Source organism: Methanoculleus oceani (assembly GCF_023702065.1).
Taxonomy (GTDB): Archaea; Halobacteriota; Methanomicrobia; order Methanomicrobiales; family Methanoculleaceae; genus Methanoculleus; species Methanoculleus oceani.
Genome location: NZ_QFDM01000001.1, coordinates 414,022 through 430,608, shown reverse-complemented (window position 1 = coordinate 430,608; position 16,587 = coordinate 414,022). Strand labels below are relative to the sequence as shown.

Below are 16,587 nucleotides of genomic sequence, written 5' to 3'. Positions count from 1 at the left end.
AAGGGTTTTCCTTCCAGGCGGAGACATTCCCGCGAACTCTATCGAAACCCTTTTTGCCCGAGGACCGCAATCACTCACAAAATGGAACTCCCCTGGAAGAGCGCCGAAACCTGGTGCGGGAAGGGACGGGCATACGCCGAGCAGGGGCAGTACGACCGGGCCGTCGAGTGCTACGACCGGGCGATCAGCCTGAACGCCAACGTCACCGCAGCCTGGTATCACAAAGGACTCGCCCTCAGAGACGCCCGGCGCTACCGGGAAGCGGCCGAATGTTTCGACCAGGGGATCAGGATCGACCCCACCTGCGCCCGGCTCTGGCACGCCCGGGGGCAGGTGCTGTACGATCTCCGGGAGTACCGGGAAGCGGCCGGCTCCTGCGGTCAGGCAGTGAAACTCGCGCCGGATTCCGCGAGTGGCTGGCTCATCCGGGGCCACGCCTTCCGAAAGATCGGGCGAGCCCCTGACGCGATCGCCTGCTACGACCGGGTCGTCGCGCTCGAACCGGGCTGGGTCGAGGCCTGGCTCGCCCGCGGAACGGCGCTCGCTGCCGAGCGCCGGTACGACGCGGCTATCGACTGTTACGATCGGGTCATCGCGCTCGATCCCGGGAACGCAAACGCCTGGTATGCCAGGGGAACGATCCAGATCCTCCTCTCCCGCTACGAGGACGCGCTCGCCTCCTATGATCGGGCCGTCGTCATCGACCCGAACCACGCCGACACCTGGTACACCCGGGGATGCACGCTTGCGGCGCTTCAGCGCTATGACGAGGCCGTGGGATGCTTCGACCGGGCGCTCGCTCTCCGTCCCGACGACGCCGGCGCCTGCTACAACCGGGGCAGGGCACTGCAGAACCTCGAACGCTACAAGGAGGCCCTCGAAGCCTATGACCGGGCGTTCCGGATCAACCCCGAGCATCCGGGGATCTGGTACCAGAAGGCCATAGTGCTGAAGAAACTGAAGCGTTACGACCTCTCGCTCGCCTGCTTCGACCGGGCGCTCAGGGAAAACGCCGTCGATGCGGAGATCTGGTACCAGAAGGGCCTTCTCTTCTTCGTCCTGAAGCGCTATGGGGAGGCGGTAGAGTGCTTCGACCAGGCGCTCAGGATCCGGGCCGACTACACGGACTCAGACTACTACCGGGGCGAGTGTTACTATGCCCTCGGAAACTGCGGGGCCGCGATTACCTGCTACCAGGCCGTGGTCCGGAAGGACCCCGGGAACGCCGTCGCCTGGAACAACTACGGCAACGCACTTTACCAGCTCGAACGCTACGAAGAGGCGCTCGTCTGCTACGAGCGGGCGCTCGAGGTCGACCCTGAGAACCGCGGGGTCTGGAACAACAAAGCGAGCGTCCTCTCCATTCTTTCGCACTACGACAAGGCACTCGTCTGCTACGACCAGGAACTCCTGGCCCACCCGGAGAACGCGGACGCCTGGTATAATAAAGGCCTTGCGCTCTTCATCCTCGGGCGGTACGGCGAAGCCGTCGCCTGCTACTCGCACGTGCTCGAGATCGACCCTTCGAAACACGAGGTCTGGAGCACGAAGGGGAACGCTCTCGTGCTCCTGGAACGCTACGAGGAGGCCCTCGACTGCTATGACCAGGCGCTCGCCTTCAGCCCCGACGACGCCGAAGCGCTCAACGGAAAGGCGATGGCGCTCGTCTATCTTGACCGCCCCACCGAGGCGGTCAAATACCACGAGAGGGCACAACGGCTGTCGAACCGAACCCGGGCTGCAAACCCGGAGCTGGGGAAAAGTAAGGGGTTCTAGACCCGGGCTGCAAACCCGGAGCTGGGGAAAAGTAAGGGGTTCTAGACCCGGGCGATCCGCCCGATCGCAGCCTTTAAGTTCTCCATCGAGGTCGCGTAGGAGGCGCGGAGCCAGCCGGGGGTGCCGAACGCGGTTCCCGGGGTGACCGCCACATGAGCGTCCCGGAGCCACGACCGGGCAATCGCCATATCGTCGCCGTCGACCTTCACGTAGGCGTAGAAGGCGCCGTCCGCCGGGGCGGTGACGTAGCCGAGGTCGCGGAGCGCCGGGATGACGTAGTCGCGCCGGCGTTCGAACTCGCGGCGCATCGCCTCCACGCAGTCCTGGCTGCCTCGAAGCGCAGCGACCGCGCCGAACATCGCAAACGTCGTCGGGTGCGATATGGTGTGCTGCTGCACCTTCTCCATCTGCCGGATGATCGGCCGGGGAGCGACCGCGTAGCCGATCCGCCACCCGGTCATCGCGTAGGCCTTCGAGAACCCGTTGACGGTGATCGTCCGCTCGGCCATGCCCTCGAGGGAGGCGAGGGAGACGTGCTCCTTCCCGTAGACCAGCTTCTCGTAAATCTCGTCGGAGAGAGCGTAGAGGTCGTGGTCACGGCAGATATCGGCGATGAGCCGGATTGAAGCCGCATCAAGCACCGCGCCGGAGGGGTTCGAGGGGGAGTTGACCACGACCATCTTCGTCCGGGGGCCGACGGCGTCAAGCAGAGTATCGTCGACCTGGAAGGTCGCGGGAGAGAGCGGGTGGTGCCGGACGCCGGCGCCCGCGAGACGGGCGCAGGGTTCGTAGGATACCCACGCCGGATCGAGGATGAGCACCTCGTCCCCGGGATTCAGGACGGCCTCCATCGCCTCGTAGATGGCGTCCTTCGCCCCGCAGGTGACGAGCACCTCGTCCTGCTGCACGGCAAAGCCGTTCTCCCGGGTGATCTTCTCCGCGATCGCGCCCGTCAGTGCAGGTATTCCGGCGCTCGGGGCGTAGTGGGTCTCCCCGCGGCAGAGGGCGTCGACGCAGGCGTCCTTGATGTGGGCCGGGGTATCGAAGTCCGGCTCCCCGATCGAGAGGCTGATGACGTCGACGCCCTCCGCGGCCATCCGCTTTGCGGCGTTCGAGATCTCGATCGTCGCGGAGGGAGCGATGGCCGCAATCTTCTCCGAGAGGCTCCTCATCCCAATCGCTGGACCATCTTCACGGCCGATTCGACGGCACGCTTCGCGTAGTCGATACGCTCGGTCGCTTCCATCCGGGTCATCCCCGGCCCGGAGATGCCGAGGGCGACGGGCTTGCCGAACTCGAGAGAGAGGTCGATGATCTTCCTCGCGGCATGCTGGACGACGATCTCATCGTGCTGGGTGGCGCCCTCGATGACGCACCCGATCGTGACGACCGCGTCGATATCCCCGCGTCCGAGCAACTTCTTGATCGCGAGCGGCATGTCGTAGGCGCCGGGGACATAGATCGTATCGGCAACTTCCGCGTCGAGGAAACCGGCGTGCTCCCGGGCCTCGATTTCCATCATATAGGTGATGTCGCGGTTGAACTCCGCGACGACGAATCCAAGTTTTACCGTCATTTTAATCCTTCCTGTGGTACTACTCGCACCGGTTATTGATAATCCTCACTTTTTGCGTCAGGGGCGTGCGGGCCCGACGTCCTCGAACCCCTGCCGCTGGCCGGTCCCGGCGAGCTTCTCGAGGTCTTTCGGGCGGAGCGCGAGCCGGACGGCGTTCACCGCGTGCTCTCTCGTTCGCTGCTCCATCAGCCAGGCAAGCTCCTTTGCGTCCTTCGCCTCGTCCTCGTGGACGAAGACCTCGATGATGTGCCGGTTGGTCAGGAGCTGGCAGAGGATGAGGCCCTGGGAGGCCTCGTGGGCGCAGACCCTGTCCTTCTCCGCCCCTCCGGGCATCCCGAGCGCCATCACGAGATCGCACCCCCGCTCTTCGATAAGTTTCTTGCACGCCACCGGGAGGTCCTTGATCCCGGGGACGACGTAGCGCTCCAGCCCCACGCTCGCGTGCTTCCGGATCTCATCGATGGCGATCCGGCCCATGTCTATTCGGGCAAACGTGGTGTCGGCGATCCCGATCTTCATCCGAGAAGCACCCCGGCGGCTGCCTCGACGCCGTCGCCGGCCTCAAACCCGGACTTTCTGAGGGTGTACTGGACGGCCGCGAGGGTGGCGAGGATCTCCTGCGCCCCGACACCACCCATGGTGCCTATCCGGAAGATCTTGCCCTTGAGGTGGTCCTGGCCGCCGGCGATCTCGATGCCGAACTGCTTGACGGTCCCACGGAGATCCTTATCGGTGACGCCATCGGGGATCCGCATGGCGGTGGCGGTGTTCGAGTAGGCATGGTGTGCGTCGAGCTTCGGGAAGAGGTCGACGCCCCATCCCTTCGCCGCGGCGCGGACGGCGTCGGCCATCCGGCGGTGGCGGGCGATCCGGGCACCGACGCCTTCCTCCTCGATCATCTTGCACGCCTCGCACAGCGCGAGGAAGAGCGGGACCGCCGGGGTGTAGGGGGTCTCCATCGGGGTGCCCCTGCCGCTCTTCCTGTAGGCGGCCATATCCAGGTAGAAGGGGCGCTTCTCCGATATCCGGTCCCAGGCACGCTCGCTGACGGCGATGGCGGCGAGACCCGCCGGGGCGGCGAGGCACTTCTGCGAGCCGACGACGGCGATATCCACGCCCCACTTATCCATCTGGACGTCGTCGCCGCCGATGGAGGTGACCCCGTCCATGAGGAAGAGCGCGTCGTGCTTCCGGGCAAGTCTGCCGACCTCGGGCGCGGGGTTCTTGATCCCGGCGCTCGTCTCGTTGTGGACCATGGTCACGACCTCGGCCCCGGCCTCGAGTTCGCGCTCGAGGGCACCGAGATCGAGCGGGGTTCCCCACCCGGACTCGATGGGTGTGACGGTGCCGTAACGCTCTCCGATCTTCGCGAAGCGGTCGCCGAACTTGCCGTTTATGAGCGAGACGATCAATTTGTCCCGCGCGAAGTTGGCGATCCCGGCCTCCATGCCGGCGCTTCCCGAGCCGCTGATGACGTAGAGTTCGTTTGCGGTGCCAAAAAGGGTCTTTAACGTCCGGACGCAGTCCGCATACGCGGCCCCGAACTCAGGACCGCGGTGGTTGATGGCCTGCCGCGTCATGGCGGCGCGTACCCGCTGCGGGACGGGTACAGGGCCCGGGATCATGAGGAGTGGTTCGTGTTCCATGAGAGATCAGTCCATATCGTCTCGTCGAGGACAGACGCTGTTCCTGCAAGGAACTTGGATGTGGATTCATATCAACCTCTCCACCATGCGATACCGGCAGAGAGAAGAAGAGGCGAAGGCATACCGAAGTTAGATATGGTTGACGTCGCGGTTATCTGCGGTTCCGCCTCGGACGGCCCCGTTGCGGAGAGGGTGTTTGCAGTCTTAAAGGAGCACGATGTATCCTACGACTACCGGGTGATCTCGGCGCACCGTGACCCCGACAAACTGGACGAGTACGTGAAAGGGAGCACTGCCCATGTCTTCATCGCGATCGCCGGACTCTCGGCGGCGCTCCCCGGAGTGGTCGCCTCGAAAACAGAGCGGCCGGTGATCGGGGTCCCGGTGAGCGGGAAACTTATGGGTCTCGACGCCCTCCTCTCCATCGTCCAGATGCCACGGGGGGTCCCCGTGGCCTGCGTCGGGGTGGATAACGGCGAGAACGCCGCCCTGCTCGCAGTCCGGATCCTCGGCGCGCACAGCGCCTGAAATACCTTTTTCACGATCCGGCCGGCAAGAGAGGGGCATGAAGCAGAGAGTGCTCTTCATCGGCACGAACAACGCTGCCCGGACCCAGATAGCGGAGGGTTACCTCCGCGCCCGCTACGGCGACCGCTACGAGGCCTGCTCCGCCGGAATTGCCCCCACCGCCCTTGATCCCCTCGCCGCAAGAGTGATGGATGAGATCGGGATCAGTATCTCAGAGCAACGGGCGAAGGATCTCACCCTCTTCGATGGAACCGAGATGGACTACGTGGTCGCGCTCTGTGCAGGTGGCGTCTGCCCGATGTTTCCCTGGACAAAGGAGACGCTCCACGTCGATTTCCCGGACCCGGGTCGGGCCACCGGAACCCCCGACAAGGTACTCGCCGCCTACCGGCGGAGCCGGGACGCGATAACCGTCTGGATCGATGGAAAATTTGGAAAATAAGGAGGATATTCAGCGGAACCCTTTCACGGCTCCATTCGCTCCTGTGGGGCCTTGAGGATATCCCGCACCATCTTTACGGCGCAGAGGTCGCCGCACATCGAGCAGGTCTCGATCTCCCCGTCCCGCTCGTGGATGCGCCGGGCCTCCTCCGGGACGAGCGCCGCCTCGAACTGTTTATCCCAGTCGAGCGCCCGGCGCGCCTCCGCCATCCGGATCTCGCGGTTCTTCGTCTTCGCCGCGGCGCGGGAGAGGCTCCCGACGTGCGCGGCGATCTTCGCCACCCTGGTCCCCTCAACGATGTCGCGGAGGTCCGGCAGCGCCAGGTGCTCGCTCGGGGAGACCATGCAGAGGAAGTCGGCGCCGTGCATACAGGCGATCGCGCCGCCGATCGCCCCCACGACGTGGTCGTAGCCCGGCGCCACGTCGGTCACGAGCGGACCGAGCAGGTAGAGCGGAGCACCGTCGGTCAGTTCCTTGAGCATCCGGACGTTGTAGCCGATCTGGTCGGCCGGGAGATGTCCCGGCCCCTCGATCATCCGCTGCACCCCGGCGGCGAGCGCCCTCTTCGCCAGGTGCCCGAGCGTCAGGTACTCGGTCGTCTTCGCGAGGCGGCCGGCATCCACGAGCGCACCCGGGCGCATCCCGTCGCCGAGGCTCACGACGACGTCGTGCTCGGCGAGGATCTCGAGCAGGTAGTCGTACTCGGCATAGAGCGGGTTCTCCTCATCGGTCGAGGCCATCATCGCCACATGGAACGCCCCGCCCCGGGAAACAACGCCCATCGTCCGGGGGTCGGCCTGGAGCGACGCGAGGGCATCGCGGTTCACGCCGCAGTGCAGGGTCAGGAAGTCCACGCCCTGCCGGCAATGCTCCCGGATCACCTTAAAGAGCAGATCGGCGTCGACGTCCGCGGCACTCCCCGCCCGCCGGACCGCTTCGTAAACCGGGACCGTGCCGACGGGCGCATCGAGTTCGAGGATCCGGCGCCGGATGCGGGCAAGATCTCCCCCGGTCGAGAGGTCCATCAGGGCGTCCGCCCCCTCCCGGAGGGCAGCCTTCGCCTTCTCGACCTCGAGGTCCTCGTCGCACCGGGCGCCCGACGTCCCGACGTTCACGTTGACCCGCACCCTGCAGCCCTCCCCGATGGCGCAGAGCCGGTGCGGCCGAACGGGGTTCGCTGGGATGACGATCCGCCCGCGGGTGACGGCCCGCGCGGCACGGTGCGGGACGAGGGCCTCCTCCCGGGCGATCGCCTCCACCTCCGGGGGAACCCCGCGCAGGCATGCAGAGATCAGGGTGTGCATAAGAACCATTTGTCCGGAAGCCATATTAGTCTGCATGCCAGTCCGGTGGATCTCGAGCGGCACGACTTACGCTAATTCGTTCGTTTACGGAAACGTCCTTGTGGACGCAGGCGTTCTCCCGATGGCAGTGGAGCCGTATGCCGAAGCGATCGAGACGATCGTCATCACCCATGCCCACTACGACCACATCGCCCACGTCAGGGAGATCGCCCGGCTTTGCGGCGATGCGGCCGTCTGCATCCACGAGGCGGACGCGCCCGGCCTTGCCGACGATACCCGGAGCCTCGCCATGCACTTTGGGGCCCGGTCGCCCGGGATCGTCCCCGAGACCATCCTTTCCGACGGCGACCGGGTCGGGAGCCTTCGCGTGATCCACACCCCCGGGCATACACCGGGCGGGATCTGCCTTTACGACGAAGCAGCGAAGGTGCTCTTCTCGGGGGACACCGTCTTTACCGGCGGGTCCTTCGGCCGCTACGACTTCCCGGGCGGGGACCGGAGGCTGCTCGCGGCATCCATCGAGCGACTTAGCGCGCTTGCGGTCGAGGGGCTCTACCCCGGGCACGGGGAGCCCGTCGCCCGCGGCGGCGGGAGGCATATCGCGGCCGCCCGGGAGGCGCTCCGGTTTTATGGATAAGGGAGTCTACGTCCTGATCCTCGAAAACCCACGGTGCGAGGTCCGCATCGGCGCCCTCGGGGCAAGGGAATTCGCGCCGGGCAGGCATGTCTACGTCGGTTCGGCGCAGGGAAGCGGTGGCCTCGCCCGTGCGGACCGGCACGTGAGGCTCGCCCTTCGCCGCGACCGCCCTCCCCGGTGGCACATCGACTACCTCCTCCTCGACCCGCACTTCGCCCCTGCCGTCGTCGTCACCGCCGCGACAGACCGGGACTGCGAGTGCGACCTCGCCCGCGCCGTAGGCGGGACACATGTCCCCGGATTCGGGTGCAGCGACTGTGCCTGCCCTTCCCACCTCTTCCACCGTTCCGGCGACCCGGTCCCGGAGCTCCTCGCCTGCTTCCGGGGTCTGGATCTGGATGCCCGGATCACAAGAATCAAGAACGCGGGGGGCGAGCATAGGGTATGAATGTTCTCGGTATCTCCGGAAGCATGCGGAAGAACGGCAACACCGCGCTGCTGGTCACTACCATCCTCGACCGGGTGCGGGAGGCGGGCATCGAGACCGAGTACCTCTCGCTTGCCGATATGGACATCCGGCCCTGCACAGGCTGCGAAGCCTGCAAGGATGCGAAGTGGTGCGTGACGGAGGATGACGACTGGTCCCACGTGGCGGAGAAGATGATCGGCTGCGAAGTGCTGGTCCTCGGCGCCCCGACCTACTACTACGACATCAACGGCCAGACGAAGAACCTGATCGACCGGACCTACTCCCTCTTCCACGACAGGAGGCTTTCGGGGAGGAGGGCCGTGGCCGTCGCCGTCTGCGCCGACCGGGGAGGGGAACGCTCCCTCGAGACCATGGAGGGGTTCTTGAACGCCCATGAGTTCTCGTATCTCGGCTACGTCTGCGGCAGGGGCTATGCGCCGGGAGACGTCCGGAAGGACGAGCAGGCGATGAAGAGGGCCGCAGGGGTCGCGGATACAATCGTCAGGTATCTCCGGCCGGAGGACTGAGAGCCGGCTCTCGCGGTACCGGAGGGGCACGCCCGCGGCTTTCTCATGTTCACGGGGGCGGGCGCGCCCACCAGGTGAGGCCGGGGCCCTTCAGGAAAAAGGATGCCGTCGTCGTTGCCGAAGACCCGGTATCCTCCGCCCGCCCGGATACCGGGCCCATGAGGGCCGTTCATCTGCCGATGGACCCGGCCGGCGGTCAGAGCAGCAGCGATATTATCGCGAGGACTATGAAGATGATGACCAGCCACTTCGCGATCGACATCGACATCCCTGCAATGCCCCGTGCCCCGAGTATGGCGAAGATAAGTGCCAGTACAAAGAAGAGGATTGCAAGGCCTACAAGACCATTTACCATCTTTTACTCCCCCCAATCGCCGGCGTCCGGCCGACGTTGAGGAGCCACAATCTATTTTGGGACATTTATAATTTTCCCAGAATACGGCGGGCGGACGAAGCGATCCGGCCATTCCCGGGGATCAGTCCGGAAGGAGGGCATAGGTCGTTGTCCGTCGCCGGAGCGTCCGCCCGAGGTCCGCGGCCATCCGCCGCATCTCGGCCGGATCCAGATAATCGGTATCCCGGGCGCCCGCCTCCCGCGAGATACTCTCCTCAAAAAGCGTTCCCCCGAGGTCGTCCGCACCCGAAAGAAGTGCTATCCCCGCCATCTTCGTCCCCAGTTTCACCCAGGAAGCCTGGATGTGATCGAAATTGTCGAGGAAGAGCCTTGATACCGCAAACATCAGGAGATCCTCCCTGCCGGTCGCCCCGGGACGCGCGAGCCCCGCCCGGTAGAGGGGGGTATTCTGGTGGATGAACGAGAGTGGGACGAACTCCGTGAACCCTCCGGTCCCGTCCTGGATCTCCCGGAGTACCGCGAGGTGCCGGGCGCGGTCCGCCTCGCTCTCGCAGTGGCCGTACATGATCGTCGCCGTCGAGCGGATGCCCAGATCGTGCGCCTCTTTGATGACCCGGACCCAGGTCGCCGTATCGATCTTGTCCGGGCAGATCGCCGCGCGGACGCTGTCCACCAGGATCTCGGCCGCCGTCCCGCAGAGCGTCCCGAGTCCCGCGGCCTGCATCTCCAGCAGCACCTCACGGGTGGAGAGACCGCTTCTCTTCGCGGCGTAGGCCACCTCCATCGGGTTGCTCGCGTGGATATGAACCCCGGGAGCCTCGTCCCGTATCCAGGAATAGATATCTGCGTAGGATTGGGCGTCGAACTCCGGGTGAAGGCCGCTCACCGTGCAGATTTCGGTCACGTTGCGCTCACGCGCCGTCCGGGCCTTCTCCCGCACAACGGCCTCGTCGTGGAAGAAGAGATCGGCGTCTCCCGGTTTCCGGGAGAACCCGCAGAACCCACAGGCGTTCACGCAGAGATTGGTCACGTTGATGTTCTGGTTCCGGACGTAAGTGACGACATCGCCGACCTTCCGCTCCCGGAGCTCGTCTGCGGCGGCGGCGATATCCCAGACGCCCCGGTCACGCGTTCTCATGAGGTCGATGGCCTCCTCCTCCGTGAGCCGGTGGCCGGCAAGCACGTCTCCAAGCATCTGTCGCAGTGGCGGCGTCATACCTCTCATCCTTCCCCGATGCGGTACGTTGATCTGGCACGGTCAGGGCAAGAACCTTCGGGTGCGCCCGGTGGTGGTGCATACACTTATCAGTTCCCGGGGTACCCCGGCAGCCATGGCTCAGCAGATCCTGTGTCACCAGCGGACGCGACTCAGCTACAAGGATGCATACGGATACGTCATCCCGGTCGGAAGCACCAGCCTGATGGCCTGGGTGACCGACGAGGGGATGATCGGGACGGACGGGTTCGATATCGAGGCGCTGGCAAACGCCGGGGTTCCCGCAGCGATCGTCGGTGCCTCGGAGTCCACCCTGGAAGACCTCGACGGCCTGATGGATGCCGAGGTGAAGGCGGCAAACCTCCCGGCGGTGCAGCGCCGCGTCGAGATCGGGATGCCCGGGAGGGAGGCCCTGAACAGGATGTGACGCGGTCTCAGTAGTTCACCGATTCCGGCGTCCGGCAACGACGGAGCGTCGCTGCTCGAAAACGCTGCGCGTTTTCTCGAGCTCCGGCTCGAAGGCCTTCGCCCTTCTCAAGCTCCTGCCGTTCCGGCAGTCGCACCCTTCGGCCCGCCACCAGTCGCAACTCGAAAACGCTGCGCGTTTTCTCATGCTCCGGCCCTTCGGCCCGTCGCACTTCACACCATCTCGTAGGTCGTCGTCCGCTGCCTGAGGATCCGGCCGAGGTCGCTTGCGATCCGCTGCATCTCGTCCGGATCCAGGTAGTCGGCGCCCTCGCCGCCGGCATCCGTGCTGACGTCGTCGCAGAACATCGTCCCGCCCAGGTCGTCGCCGCCCGCGAACAGCCCCAGCTGTGCCGTCTTCCTCCCGACCTTACCCCAGGAGATCTGGATGTGGTCGAAGTTGTCCAGGAAGAGACGCGCGACCGCAAAGAGCAGGAGATCCTCACGACCGGTGGCGCCCGCAGGCGCGAGGCCCCTCAGGTAGAGGTCGGTGTTCTCGTGGAGGTAGGAGAGCGGCACCAGTTCGGTAAACCCACCGGTCTCGTCCTGGATCTCCCGGAGGACCGCGAGGTGCCGGACCCGGTCCGCCTCGCTCTCGCAGGAGCCGTACATGATCGTCGCCGTCGAGCGGAGACCGAGACGGTGCGCCTCCTTGATGATCCGGACCCAGGTTGCCGTGTCGCACTTGTTCGGGCAGATCACCCGCCGGACGTCGTCGACCAGGATCTCGGCCGCCGTGCCCTGCAGGGTGCCGAGGCCCGCATCCCGCAGGCGATCGATCGCCTCCTTCGTCGAGAGACCGCTCCGTTTCGCCGCCCAGGCAATCTCGTCCGGGCTCGCCGTGTGGATGTCCACGCCGGGCGCCACCTCCCGGACACAGGAGATGAGGTCGATGTAGGAGTCGAGGGTGTAGTCCGGGTGGACGCCGGAGAGGAGGCATATCTCGGTGACGTTCCGGGCCGCGGCCTGGCGCGCCTTCTCCCGGATAGCGTCCCTCCCGTCGCAGAACGCATCCGGGTCGGTCGCCCGCCGCCCGAACCCGCAGAACCCGCAGAGGTTCTTGCAGATGTTGGTGACGTGGATGTTCTGGTTCCGGACGTAGGTGACGACGTCGCCGACCTTCCGCTCCCGGAGCTCGTCTGCGGCGGCGGCGATATCCCAGATGCCCCGGTCGCGCGTCGAAAGGAGGCGGACGGCCTCCTCCTCCGTGAGCCGGTGGCCGGCGAGCGTGTCGTCGAGGAGATTTTTCAGCGAATACGGCATCGTAAGCAACTCTCTTGTAATTCCGGATTTATTCCTCTTTCTCTTTGCGCCGCGCAAGGACGAAATCGTGGATGAGGATGATCAGGATGACGATGACGGCAAACTCGACGAGATGCAGGGGCAGGTAGCCGATGAGCGGCACCGCGAAGAGGGCTTTACCCACGATCCACTCCTTCTTCACCGGCTCGACCACCCCGACGCCGGATATCCGGAGGTTTCCCTGGTCGATGTAGGGGTTGTTGTCCCCCCGGGTGATGTAGCCGCCGTGCGGGTCTTCGTAGTACTGCCCGAGTCCCGACTCTTCCACGGCGGCGGTATCGACGTAGGTCATCGCCCGATGGATGATCGGGTGGACGGAGTCGGCGCCGTTCGGGCGGTAGACGATCACGTCGCCGTAGTCCCCGAAGGACGAGTGTCCGATCCTCTGCCCCTCGACCCACGTCGTGAGACCGCCGAACCGGTCCTCGTCGACGACGAGCACCAGGTCGCCGACGTTCATGTTCGGGACCATGCTCTCCGACTCGATCGTGACCACCGCCGGCCAGGTGCCGGCGAAGAGGTAGAGAAGAAGAGCAATGCCGCCCACGACCGCGACGACCCAGAGGAGATCCCGGGCGAGGGAGACGACCGGGCGGTCACTCTCCCGGAACGCCGCGAGGGCCGATGCTGCACGCTGCAGCCAGGTGGTATCCGACATCTGTTCTAAAGAGATTGCTATCCTTCATATACATAGGTTGTCCGGGGGTGAAGCGCGAAAAAGATAAACCCATATTGCCGGGGGGAGAATAACATGAAGTCCATGCTCGCCAACGCCGAGATCGTACGCCGGTTCCTTGAGCTGAAGCATCAGGTCCATCCTGATGTGGTGAGTTACATCCGGGAGCAGGACGACCCGACGCTCATCGACCGGATAGCAGCGGGGGTCCCCGGCGGCACCCTGGTCATCTCAGCGGAGCATATCCCGGGCCTCCGGAAGGTCCGTGACGGGACCCGGTTCCTCGTCGATCCGGAACTCGAGGTGATCATGGGGAACCCCGGAACCACGGGCAGCGTCAGCGGCCACGAGGACGCCGTCCACTACTTCCGGGACCGCTACAACAGCCTCTCCTCCATGATCCGGAGCCGGATGAACGTGATGCCGATCGAGGCGCTGGTCAAATCCCCCCACCGCTACCGGGACGAGGAGTGCAACGTCATCGGGATGGTGGCCGACGTGCGGACGACCGCCAAAGGGCACCGGCTCGTCGAGGTGGAGGATCCCACCGGGGCCATGCGGGTGCTCTTCAATAAAGGAAGGGACGACTCCTTCGCGGAGGCGGAGCGGATCCTCCCCGACGAGGTGATCGGGGTCAAGGGAAAACTCTCAAACGACGGGGGACTCTTCTTCGCCGAGCAACTCTCCCGCCCGGACGTTCCCATCAACAACGCCCCGTTCAGGAGCGACCGGCCGGGCAAGGCGGTCCTGATCTCCGACGTTCATGTCGGGAGCGACACGTTCCTCGAGGAGGGGTGGAACCGGTTCGCCGACTGGCTCCAGGACTCCGACGCCGGCTACCTCCTGATCGCGGGAGACCTCGTCGACGGCATCGGGATCTACCCCGGGCAGGAGAACGAACTGACGATCAAGAACATCTACGAGCAGTACGACGTCTTTGCAGAGATGCTCCGGGACCTGCCCTCCCGGATCCGGATCGTCGCCGCCCCGGGGAACCACGACGTCGTCAGGATGGCCGAGCCGCAGCCGGCGATCCCGCCGGAGTTCACCGGGAAGTTCCCGGCAAACTGCACCCTCGTCGAGAACCCCTGCCTGCTGAACCTCCAGGGCGTCCGGGTCCTGATGTACCACGGGCGGTCGATCGACGACATGATCGGGCTCATTCCGGGAGCGAGTTACGAGCGGCCCGGCGAGATCATGGAGGAGATGCTGAAACGTCGGCTGCTGGCCTCTCCCTACGGTATGCGGACCCCCATCGCAGCGATGAAGACCGACCGGCTCGTCATCGATCCGCTCCCGGAGATCCTCCTCACGGGGCACGTCCACATCTGCGGCATCACCCGCTACCGGGGCGTCCTCGGAGTGAACACCGGCACCTGGCAGTCCCAGACTGCGTTTCAGAAACAGATGAATATCCACCCTACGCCCGCGCGGGCGTTCGTCGTCGATCTCCAGACACTCCAGCCCGAAGTGCTGGATTTTAGCTGAATTTCCATCAGATCTCCCCGGATCTTTTCCACATATTTAAAAATGTTGAATCCCTTTGTATATGGTACTCAATCGGAGGAATGCAGAGAGATGGATCTGGTATATCTGGCACCCATTGGTGCCGTTCTTGCTCTCCTGTTCGCAGGATACTCGTATATGAGTATCAGGCGGGAGGGTACAGGTACCGACCTGATGCAGAAGATTGCTGCCGCCATTCATACGGGAGCAATGGTCTACCTGAACAGACAGTACCGCGCTATAGCAATATTCGTCGTCGTGCTTGCCGTCGTCCTCGCCGTCTGGATCAACCCGCTCACCGCCGCCTGCTTCGTGCTCGGTGCGGCGCTCTCGGCGACCGCCGGCTACATCGGCATGTTCACCGCCACGGCCGCAAACGTCCGGACCACGAACGCCGCAAGGAGAGGGATCGCAGATGCGTTCAAAGTCTCGTTTGCGAGCGGCTCGGTCATGGGCATGGCCGTGGTCGGGCTCGGGCTCCTCGGGCTCTCGATCGCGTACGTGGTCATCAGCACCGTAACCGGGCTTTCCCAGGCTGAAATCCTCACCATCGTGACCGGGTTCGGCCTCGGAGCAAGTTCGATCGCCCTCTTCGCCCGTGTCGGCGGCGGTATCTTCACCAAGGCCGCGGACGTCGGCGCCGACCTCGTCGGCAAGGTCGAGGCGGGCATCCCCGAGGACGACCCCCGGAACCCGGCCGTCATCGCCGACAACGTCGGTGACAACGTCGGCGACGTCGCCGGCATGGGTGCGGACCTCTACGAGTCCTACGTCGGCTCGATCATCGCAGCGATGGTCCTCGGCGTCGCCGTCGCGGCCACGCAGTTCCCGAACGCCATCACCATGAACGTGATCGTCCTCCCGCTGCTCATCGCCGCGGTCGGTATCGTCGCGTCCATCATCGGCTCGTTCTTCGTCAGGACCAACAAGACCGAGAGCAGTGCCATCCACATGGCCTTCAACAAGGGTCTGCTCTCCGCGCTCGTCCTGGTCGTCATCTCCGTCTATTTCCTCGTGACCTCGCTCCTCGGGGCGGAGTATATCGGGGTCTTTTACGCAACCGTCGCCGGTCTCGTAGCAGGGTTCGCTATCGGCCTGATCACCGAGTTCTACACCTCCTTTGACCGGAGCCCGACGCTTGCCATCGTCAAGTCCAGCGAAACCGGGGCTGCGACCACCATCATCACCGGGTTTGCGAAGGGGATGGAGAGCACCATCTGGCCGGTCCTGATCATCTCCGTCGCGATCTACGTCTCGTACCAGGTCGCCGGGCTTTACGGTATCGCGATCGCCGCCGTCGGCATGCTCTCGACGCTCGGCATCTCCCTCTCCGTCGACGCCTACGGCCCGGTTGCCGACAATGCCGGCGGTATCGCCGAGATGTCCCACCAGAAACCCGAAGTCCGCGAGATCACCGACACCCTGGACGCCGTCGGCAACACCACCGCTGCCATCGGCAAGGGGTTCGCCATCGGCTCTGCGGCGCTGACGGCGCTCGCCCTCTTCGCCGCCTACACCCAGGCGGTCGGCCTCTCGGTCATCGACATATCGGTCCCGAACGTCTTCATCGGCCTCCTGATCGGTGCGATGCTTCCGTTCCTCTTCTGCTCCATCACGATGATGGCGGTGGGGAAAGCTGCATACAGCATCGTCCACGAGGTCCGCCGCCAGTTCAAGGAGATCGCCGGCCTCATGGAGGGGACGGCCGAGCCCGACTACACCTCCTGCATCGCCATCTCCACGAACTCGGCGCTGCGCGAGATGATCCTGCCCGGCATCCTCGCCGTCGCCGCGCCTCTCGCCGTCGGGTTCGTCCTCGGCACCGAAGCGCTCGGCGGCCTGCTCGTAGGCTCGCTTGCGGCCGGGTTCCTCCTCGCCGTCACGATGGCGAACGCCGGTGGAGCCTGGGACAACGCAAAGAAGTACATCGAGCAGGGCCACCTCGGCGGAAAGGGTTCCCCGGCCCACAAGGCGGCCGTCGTCGGCGACACCGTGGGCGACCCCTTCAAGGACACGTCGGGACCCGCCATCAACATCCTCTTGAAACTGATGTCCATGGTCGCGCTGGTCTTTGCGCCGCTGATCCTGGTCATCTAACCTTTTTTTAAGCTCGATGCCTCCCGGGAGGCCATACCTTCTTCCCGCCGCGCAGATAATGTAAT

19 protein-coding genes are annotated in these 16,587 nt (G+C 65.0%); 9 read left to right on the top strand and 10 right to left on the bottom strand.

Features of this window, described 5'->3' with window-relative positions:
- Positions 1–81 precede the first annotated feature (81 nt).
- Positions 82–1,776: a tetratricopeptide repeat protein gene (locus tag DIC75_RS02290; protein ID WP_250986395.1), complete on the top strand. Its 1,695-nt coding sequence runs from the start codon at positions 82–84 to the stop codon at positions 1,774–1,776.
- A gap of 41 nt (positions 1,777–1,817) precedes the next feature.
- On the opposite strand, the gene DIC75_RS02285 is transcribed toward DIC75_RS02290, so the two are convergent.
- Genes DIC75_RS02285 through DIC75_RS02270 form a run of 4 tightly spaced genes read right to left on the bottom strand, consistent with a single transcriptional unit; the run spans position 1,818 to position 4,998 of the window.
- The gene (locus tag DIC75_RS02285; protein WP_250986394.1) at positions 1,818–2,948 is read right to left on the bottom strand and encodes a pyridoxal phosphate-dependent aminotransferase; all 1,131 of its coding nucleotides are present in this window, start codon (positions 2,946–2,948) and stop codon (positions 1,818–1,820) included.
- Positions 2,945–3,352 carry a 6,7-dimethyl-8-ribityllumazine synthase gene (gene ribH / locus DIC75_RS02280; RefSeq protein ID WP_250986393.1) on the bottom strand — a complete coding sequence of 136 codons (408 nt, stop codon included), beginning with the start codon at positions 3,350–3,352 and terminating at the stop codon, positions 2,945–2,947. The genes DIC75_RS02285 and ribH overlap by 4 nt, the downstream gene beginning before the upstream one ends.
- A gap of 57 nt (positions 3,353–3,409) precedes the next feature.
- Positions 3,410–3,871 carry a riboflavin synthase gene (ribC, locus tag DIC75_RS02275; protein ID WP_250986392.1) on the bottom strand — a complete coding sequence of 154 codons (462 nt, stop codon included), beginning with the start codon at positions 3,869–3,871 and terminating at the stop codon, positions 3,410–3,412.
- The gene (locus tag DIC75_RS02270) at positions 3,868–4,998 is read right to left on the bottom strand and encodes a pyridoxal-phosphate-dependent aminotransferase family protein (RefSeq protein WP_250986391.1); all 1,131 of its coding nucleotides are present in this window, start codon (positions 4,996–4,998) and stop codon (positions 3,868–3,870) included. The genes ribC and DIC75_RS02270 overlap by 4 nt, the downstream gene beginning before the upstream one ends.
- A gap of 135 nt (positions 4,999–5,133) precedes the next feature.
- Here DIC75_RS02270 and purE point away from each other — a divergent pair, with 135 nt between their 5' ends.
- Together purE and DIC75_RS02260 are read left to right on the top strand one after the other, a co-directional pair.
- A complete protein-coding gene (gene purE, locus DIC75_RS02265) occupies positions 5,134–5,526 on the top strand; it encodes a 5-(carboxyamino)imidazole ribonucleotide mutase (RefSeq protein ID WP_250986390.1) in 393 nt (130 codons plus the stop codon).
- 37 nt (positions 5,527–5,563) lie between these two features.
- Positions 5,564–5,968: an arsenate reductase ArsC gene (locus DIC75_RS02260; protein WP_250986389.1), complete on the top strand. Its 405-nt coding sequence runs from the start codon at positions 5,564–5,566 to the stop codon at positions 5,966–5,968.
- Positions 5,969–5,991: 23 nt separating this feature from the next.
- On the opposite strand, the gene thiC is transcribed toward DIC75_RS02260, so the two are convergent.
- Complete coding sequence (gene thiC / locus DIC75_RS02255; protein ID WP_250986388.1) at positions 5,992–7,281, bottom strand: phosphomethylpyrimidine synthase ThiC; 1,290 nt, start codon at positions 7,279–7,281, stop codon at positions 5,992–5,994.
- 25 nt (positions 7,282–7,306) lie between these two features.
- Between thiC and DIC75_RS02250 the strand changes: the two genes are divergently transcribed.
- From DIC75_RS02250 to DIC75_RS02240, 3 genes are read left to right on the top strand one after another with little or no spacing between them, the layout of a single operon-like run.
- Positions 7,307–7,909, top strand: coding sequence for an MBL fold metallo-hydrolase (locus DIC75_RS02250; RefSeq protein WP_250986387.1), 603 nt, complete (start codon positions 7,307–7,309; stop codon positions 7,907–7,909).
- Complete coding sequence (locus tag DIC75_RS02245; protein WP_250986386.1) at positions 7,902–8,357, top strand: GIY-YIG nuclease family protein; 456 nt, start codon at positions 7,902–7,904, stop codon at positions 8,355–8,357. Before DIC75_RS02250 ends, DIC75_RS02245 begins: the two co-directional genes overlap by 8 nt.
- Complete coding sequence (locus DIC75_RS02240; RefSeq protein WP_250986385.1) at positions 8,354–8,905, top strand: flavodoxin family protein; 552 nt, start codon at positions 8,354–8,356, stop codon at positions 8,903–8,905. The genes DIC75_RS02245 and DIC75_RS02240 overlap by 4 nt, the downstream gene beginning before the upstream one ends.
- A gap of 196 nt (positions 8,906–9,101) precedes the next feature.
- Here DIC75_RS02240 and DIC75_RS02235 read toward each other — a convergent pair whose 3' ends face one another.
- A complete protein-coding gene (locus DIC75_RS02235; RefSeq protein ID WP_048183097.1) occupies positions 9,102–9,260 on the bottom strand; it encodes a DUF1328 domain-containing protein in 159 nt (52 codons plus the stop codon).
- Between the two features lie 121 nt (positions 9,261–9,381).
- The gene (gene cofH / locus DIC75_RS02230; protein WP_250986384.1) at positions 9,382–10,485 is read right to left on the bottom strand and encodes a 5-amino-6-(D-ribitylamino)uracil--L-tyrosine 4-hydroxyphenyl transferase CofH; all 1,104 of its coding nucleotides are present in this window, start codon (positions 10,483–10,485) and stop codon (positions 9,382–9,384) included.
- A 106-nt stretch (positions 10,486–10,591) separates the two neighbouring features.
- On the opposite strand from cofH (DIC75_RS02230), the gene DIC75_RS02225 reads away from it, so the two are divergent.
- Positions 10,592–10,903, top strand: a complete 312-nt coding sequence (locus DIC75_RS02225; protein ID WP_250986383.1) for a YunC family protein — start codon at positions 10,592–10,594, stop codon at positions 10,901–10,903.
- 15 nt (positions 10,904–10,918) lie between these two features.
- Here the strand turns inward: DIC75_RS02225 and DIC75_RS02220 are convergent, their stop codons facing one another.
- Genes DIC75_RS02220 through DIC75_RS02210 form a run of 3 tightly spaced genes read right to left on the bottom strand, consistent with a single transcriptional unit; the run spans position 10,919 to position 12,901 of the window.
- Positions 10,919–11,089 (bottom strand): hypothetical protein, encoded by a 171-nt coding sequence (locus DIC75_RS02220; protein ID WP_250986382.1) that lies wholly within the window; start codon positions 11,087–11,089, stop codon positions 10,919–10,921.
- A gap of 26 nt (positions 11,090–11,115) precedes the next feature.
- Positions 11,116–12,204 carry a 5-amino-6-(D-ribitylamino)uracil--L-tyrosine 4-hydroxyphenyl transferase CofH gene (gene cofH, locus DIC75_RS02215; protein ID WP_250986381.1) on the bottom strand — a complete coding sequence of 363 codons (1,089 nt, stop codon included), beginning with the start codon at positions 12,202–12,204 and terminating at the stop codon, positions 11,116–11,118.
- A gap of 28 nt (positions 12,205–12,232) precedes the next feature.
- Positions 12,233–12,901: a S24/S26 family peptidase gene (locus tag DIC75_RS02210; RefSeq protein WP_250986380.1), complete on the bottom strand. Its 669-nt coding sequence runs from the start codon at positions 12,899–12,901 to the stop codon at positions 12,233–12,235.
- Between the two features lie 102 nt (positions 12,902–13,003).
- Here DIC75_RS02210 and DIC75_RS02205 point away from each other — a divergent pair, with 102 nt between their 5' ends.
- On the top strand, positions 13,004–14,407 hold the full coding sequence (locus tag DIC75_RS02205) for a DNA-directed DNA polymerase II small subunit (protein ID WP_250986943.1): 1,404 nt from the start codon (positions 13,004–13,006) through the stop codon (positions 14,405–14,407).
- Positions 14,408–14,497: 90 nt separating this feature from the next.
- A complete protein-coding gene (locus tag DIC75_RS02200) occupies positions 14,498–16,522 on the top strand; it encodes a sodium-translocating pyrophosphatase (RefSeq protein ID WP_250986379.1) in 2,025 nt (674 codons plus the stop codon).
- Positions 16,523–16,587: the final 65 nt, after the last annotated feature.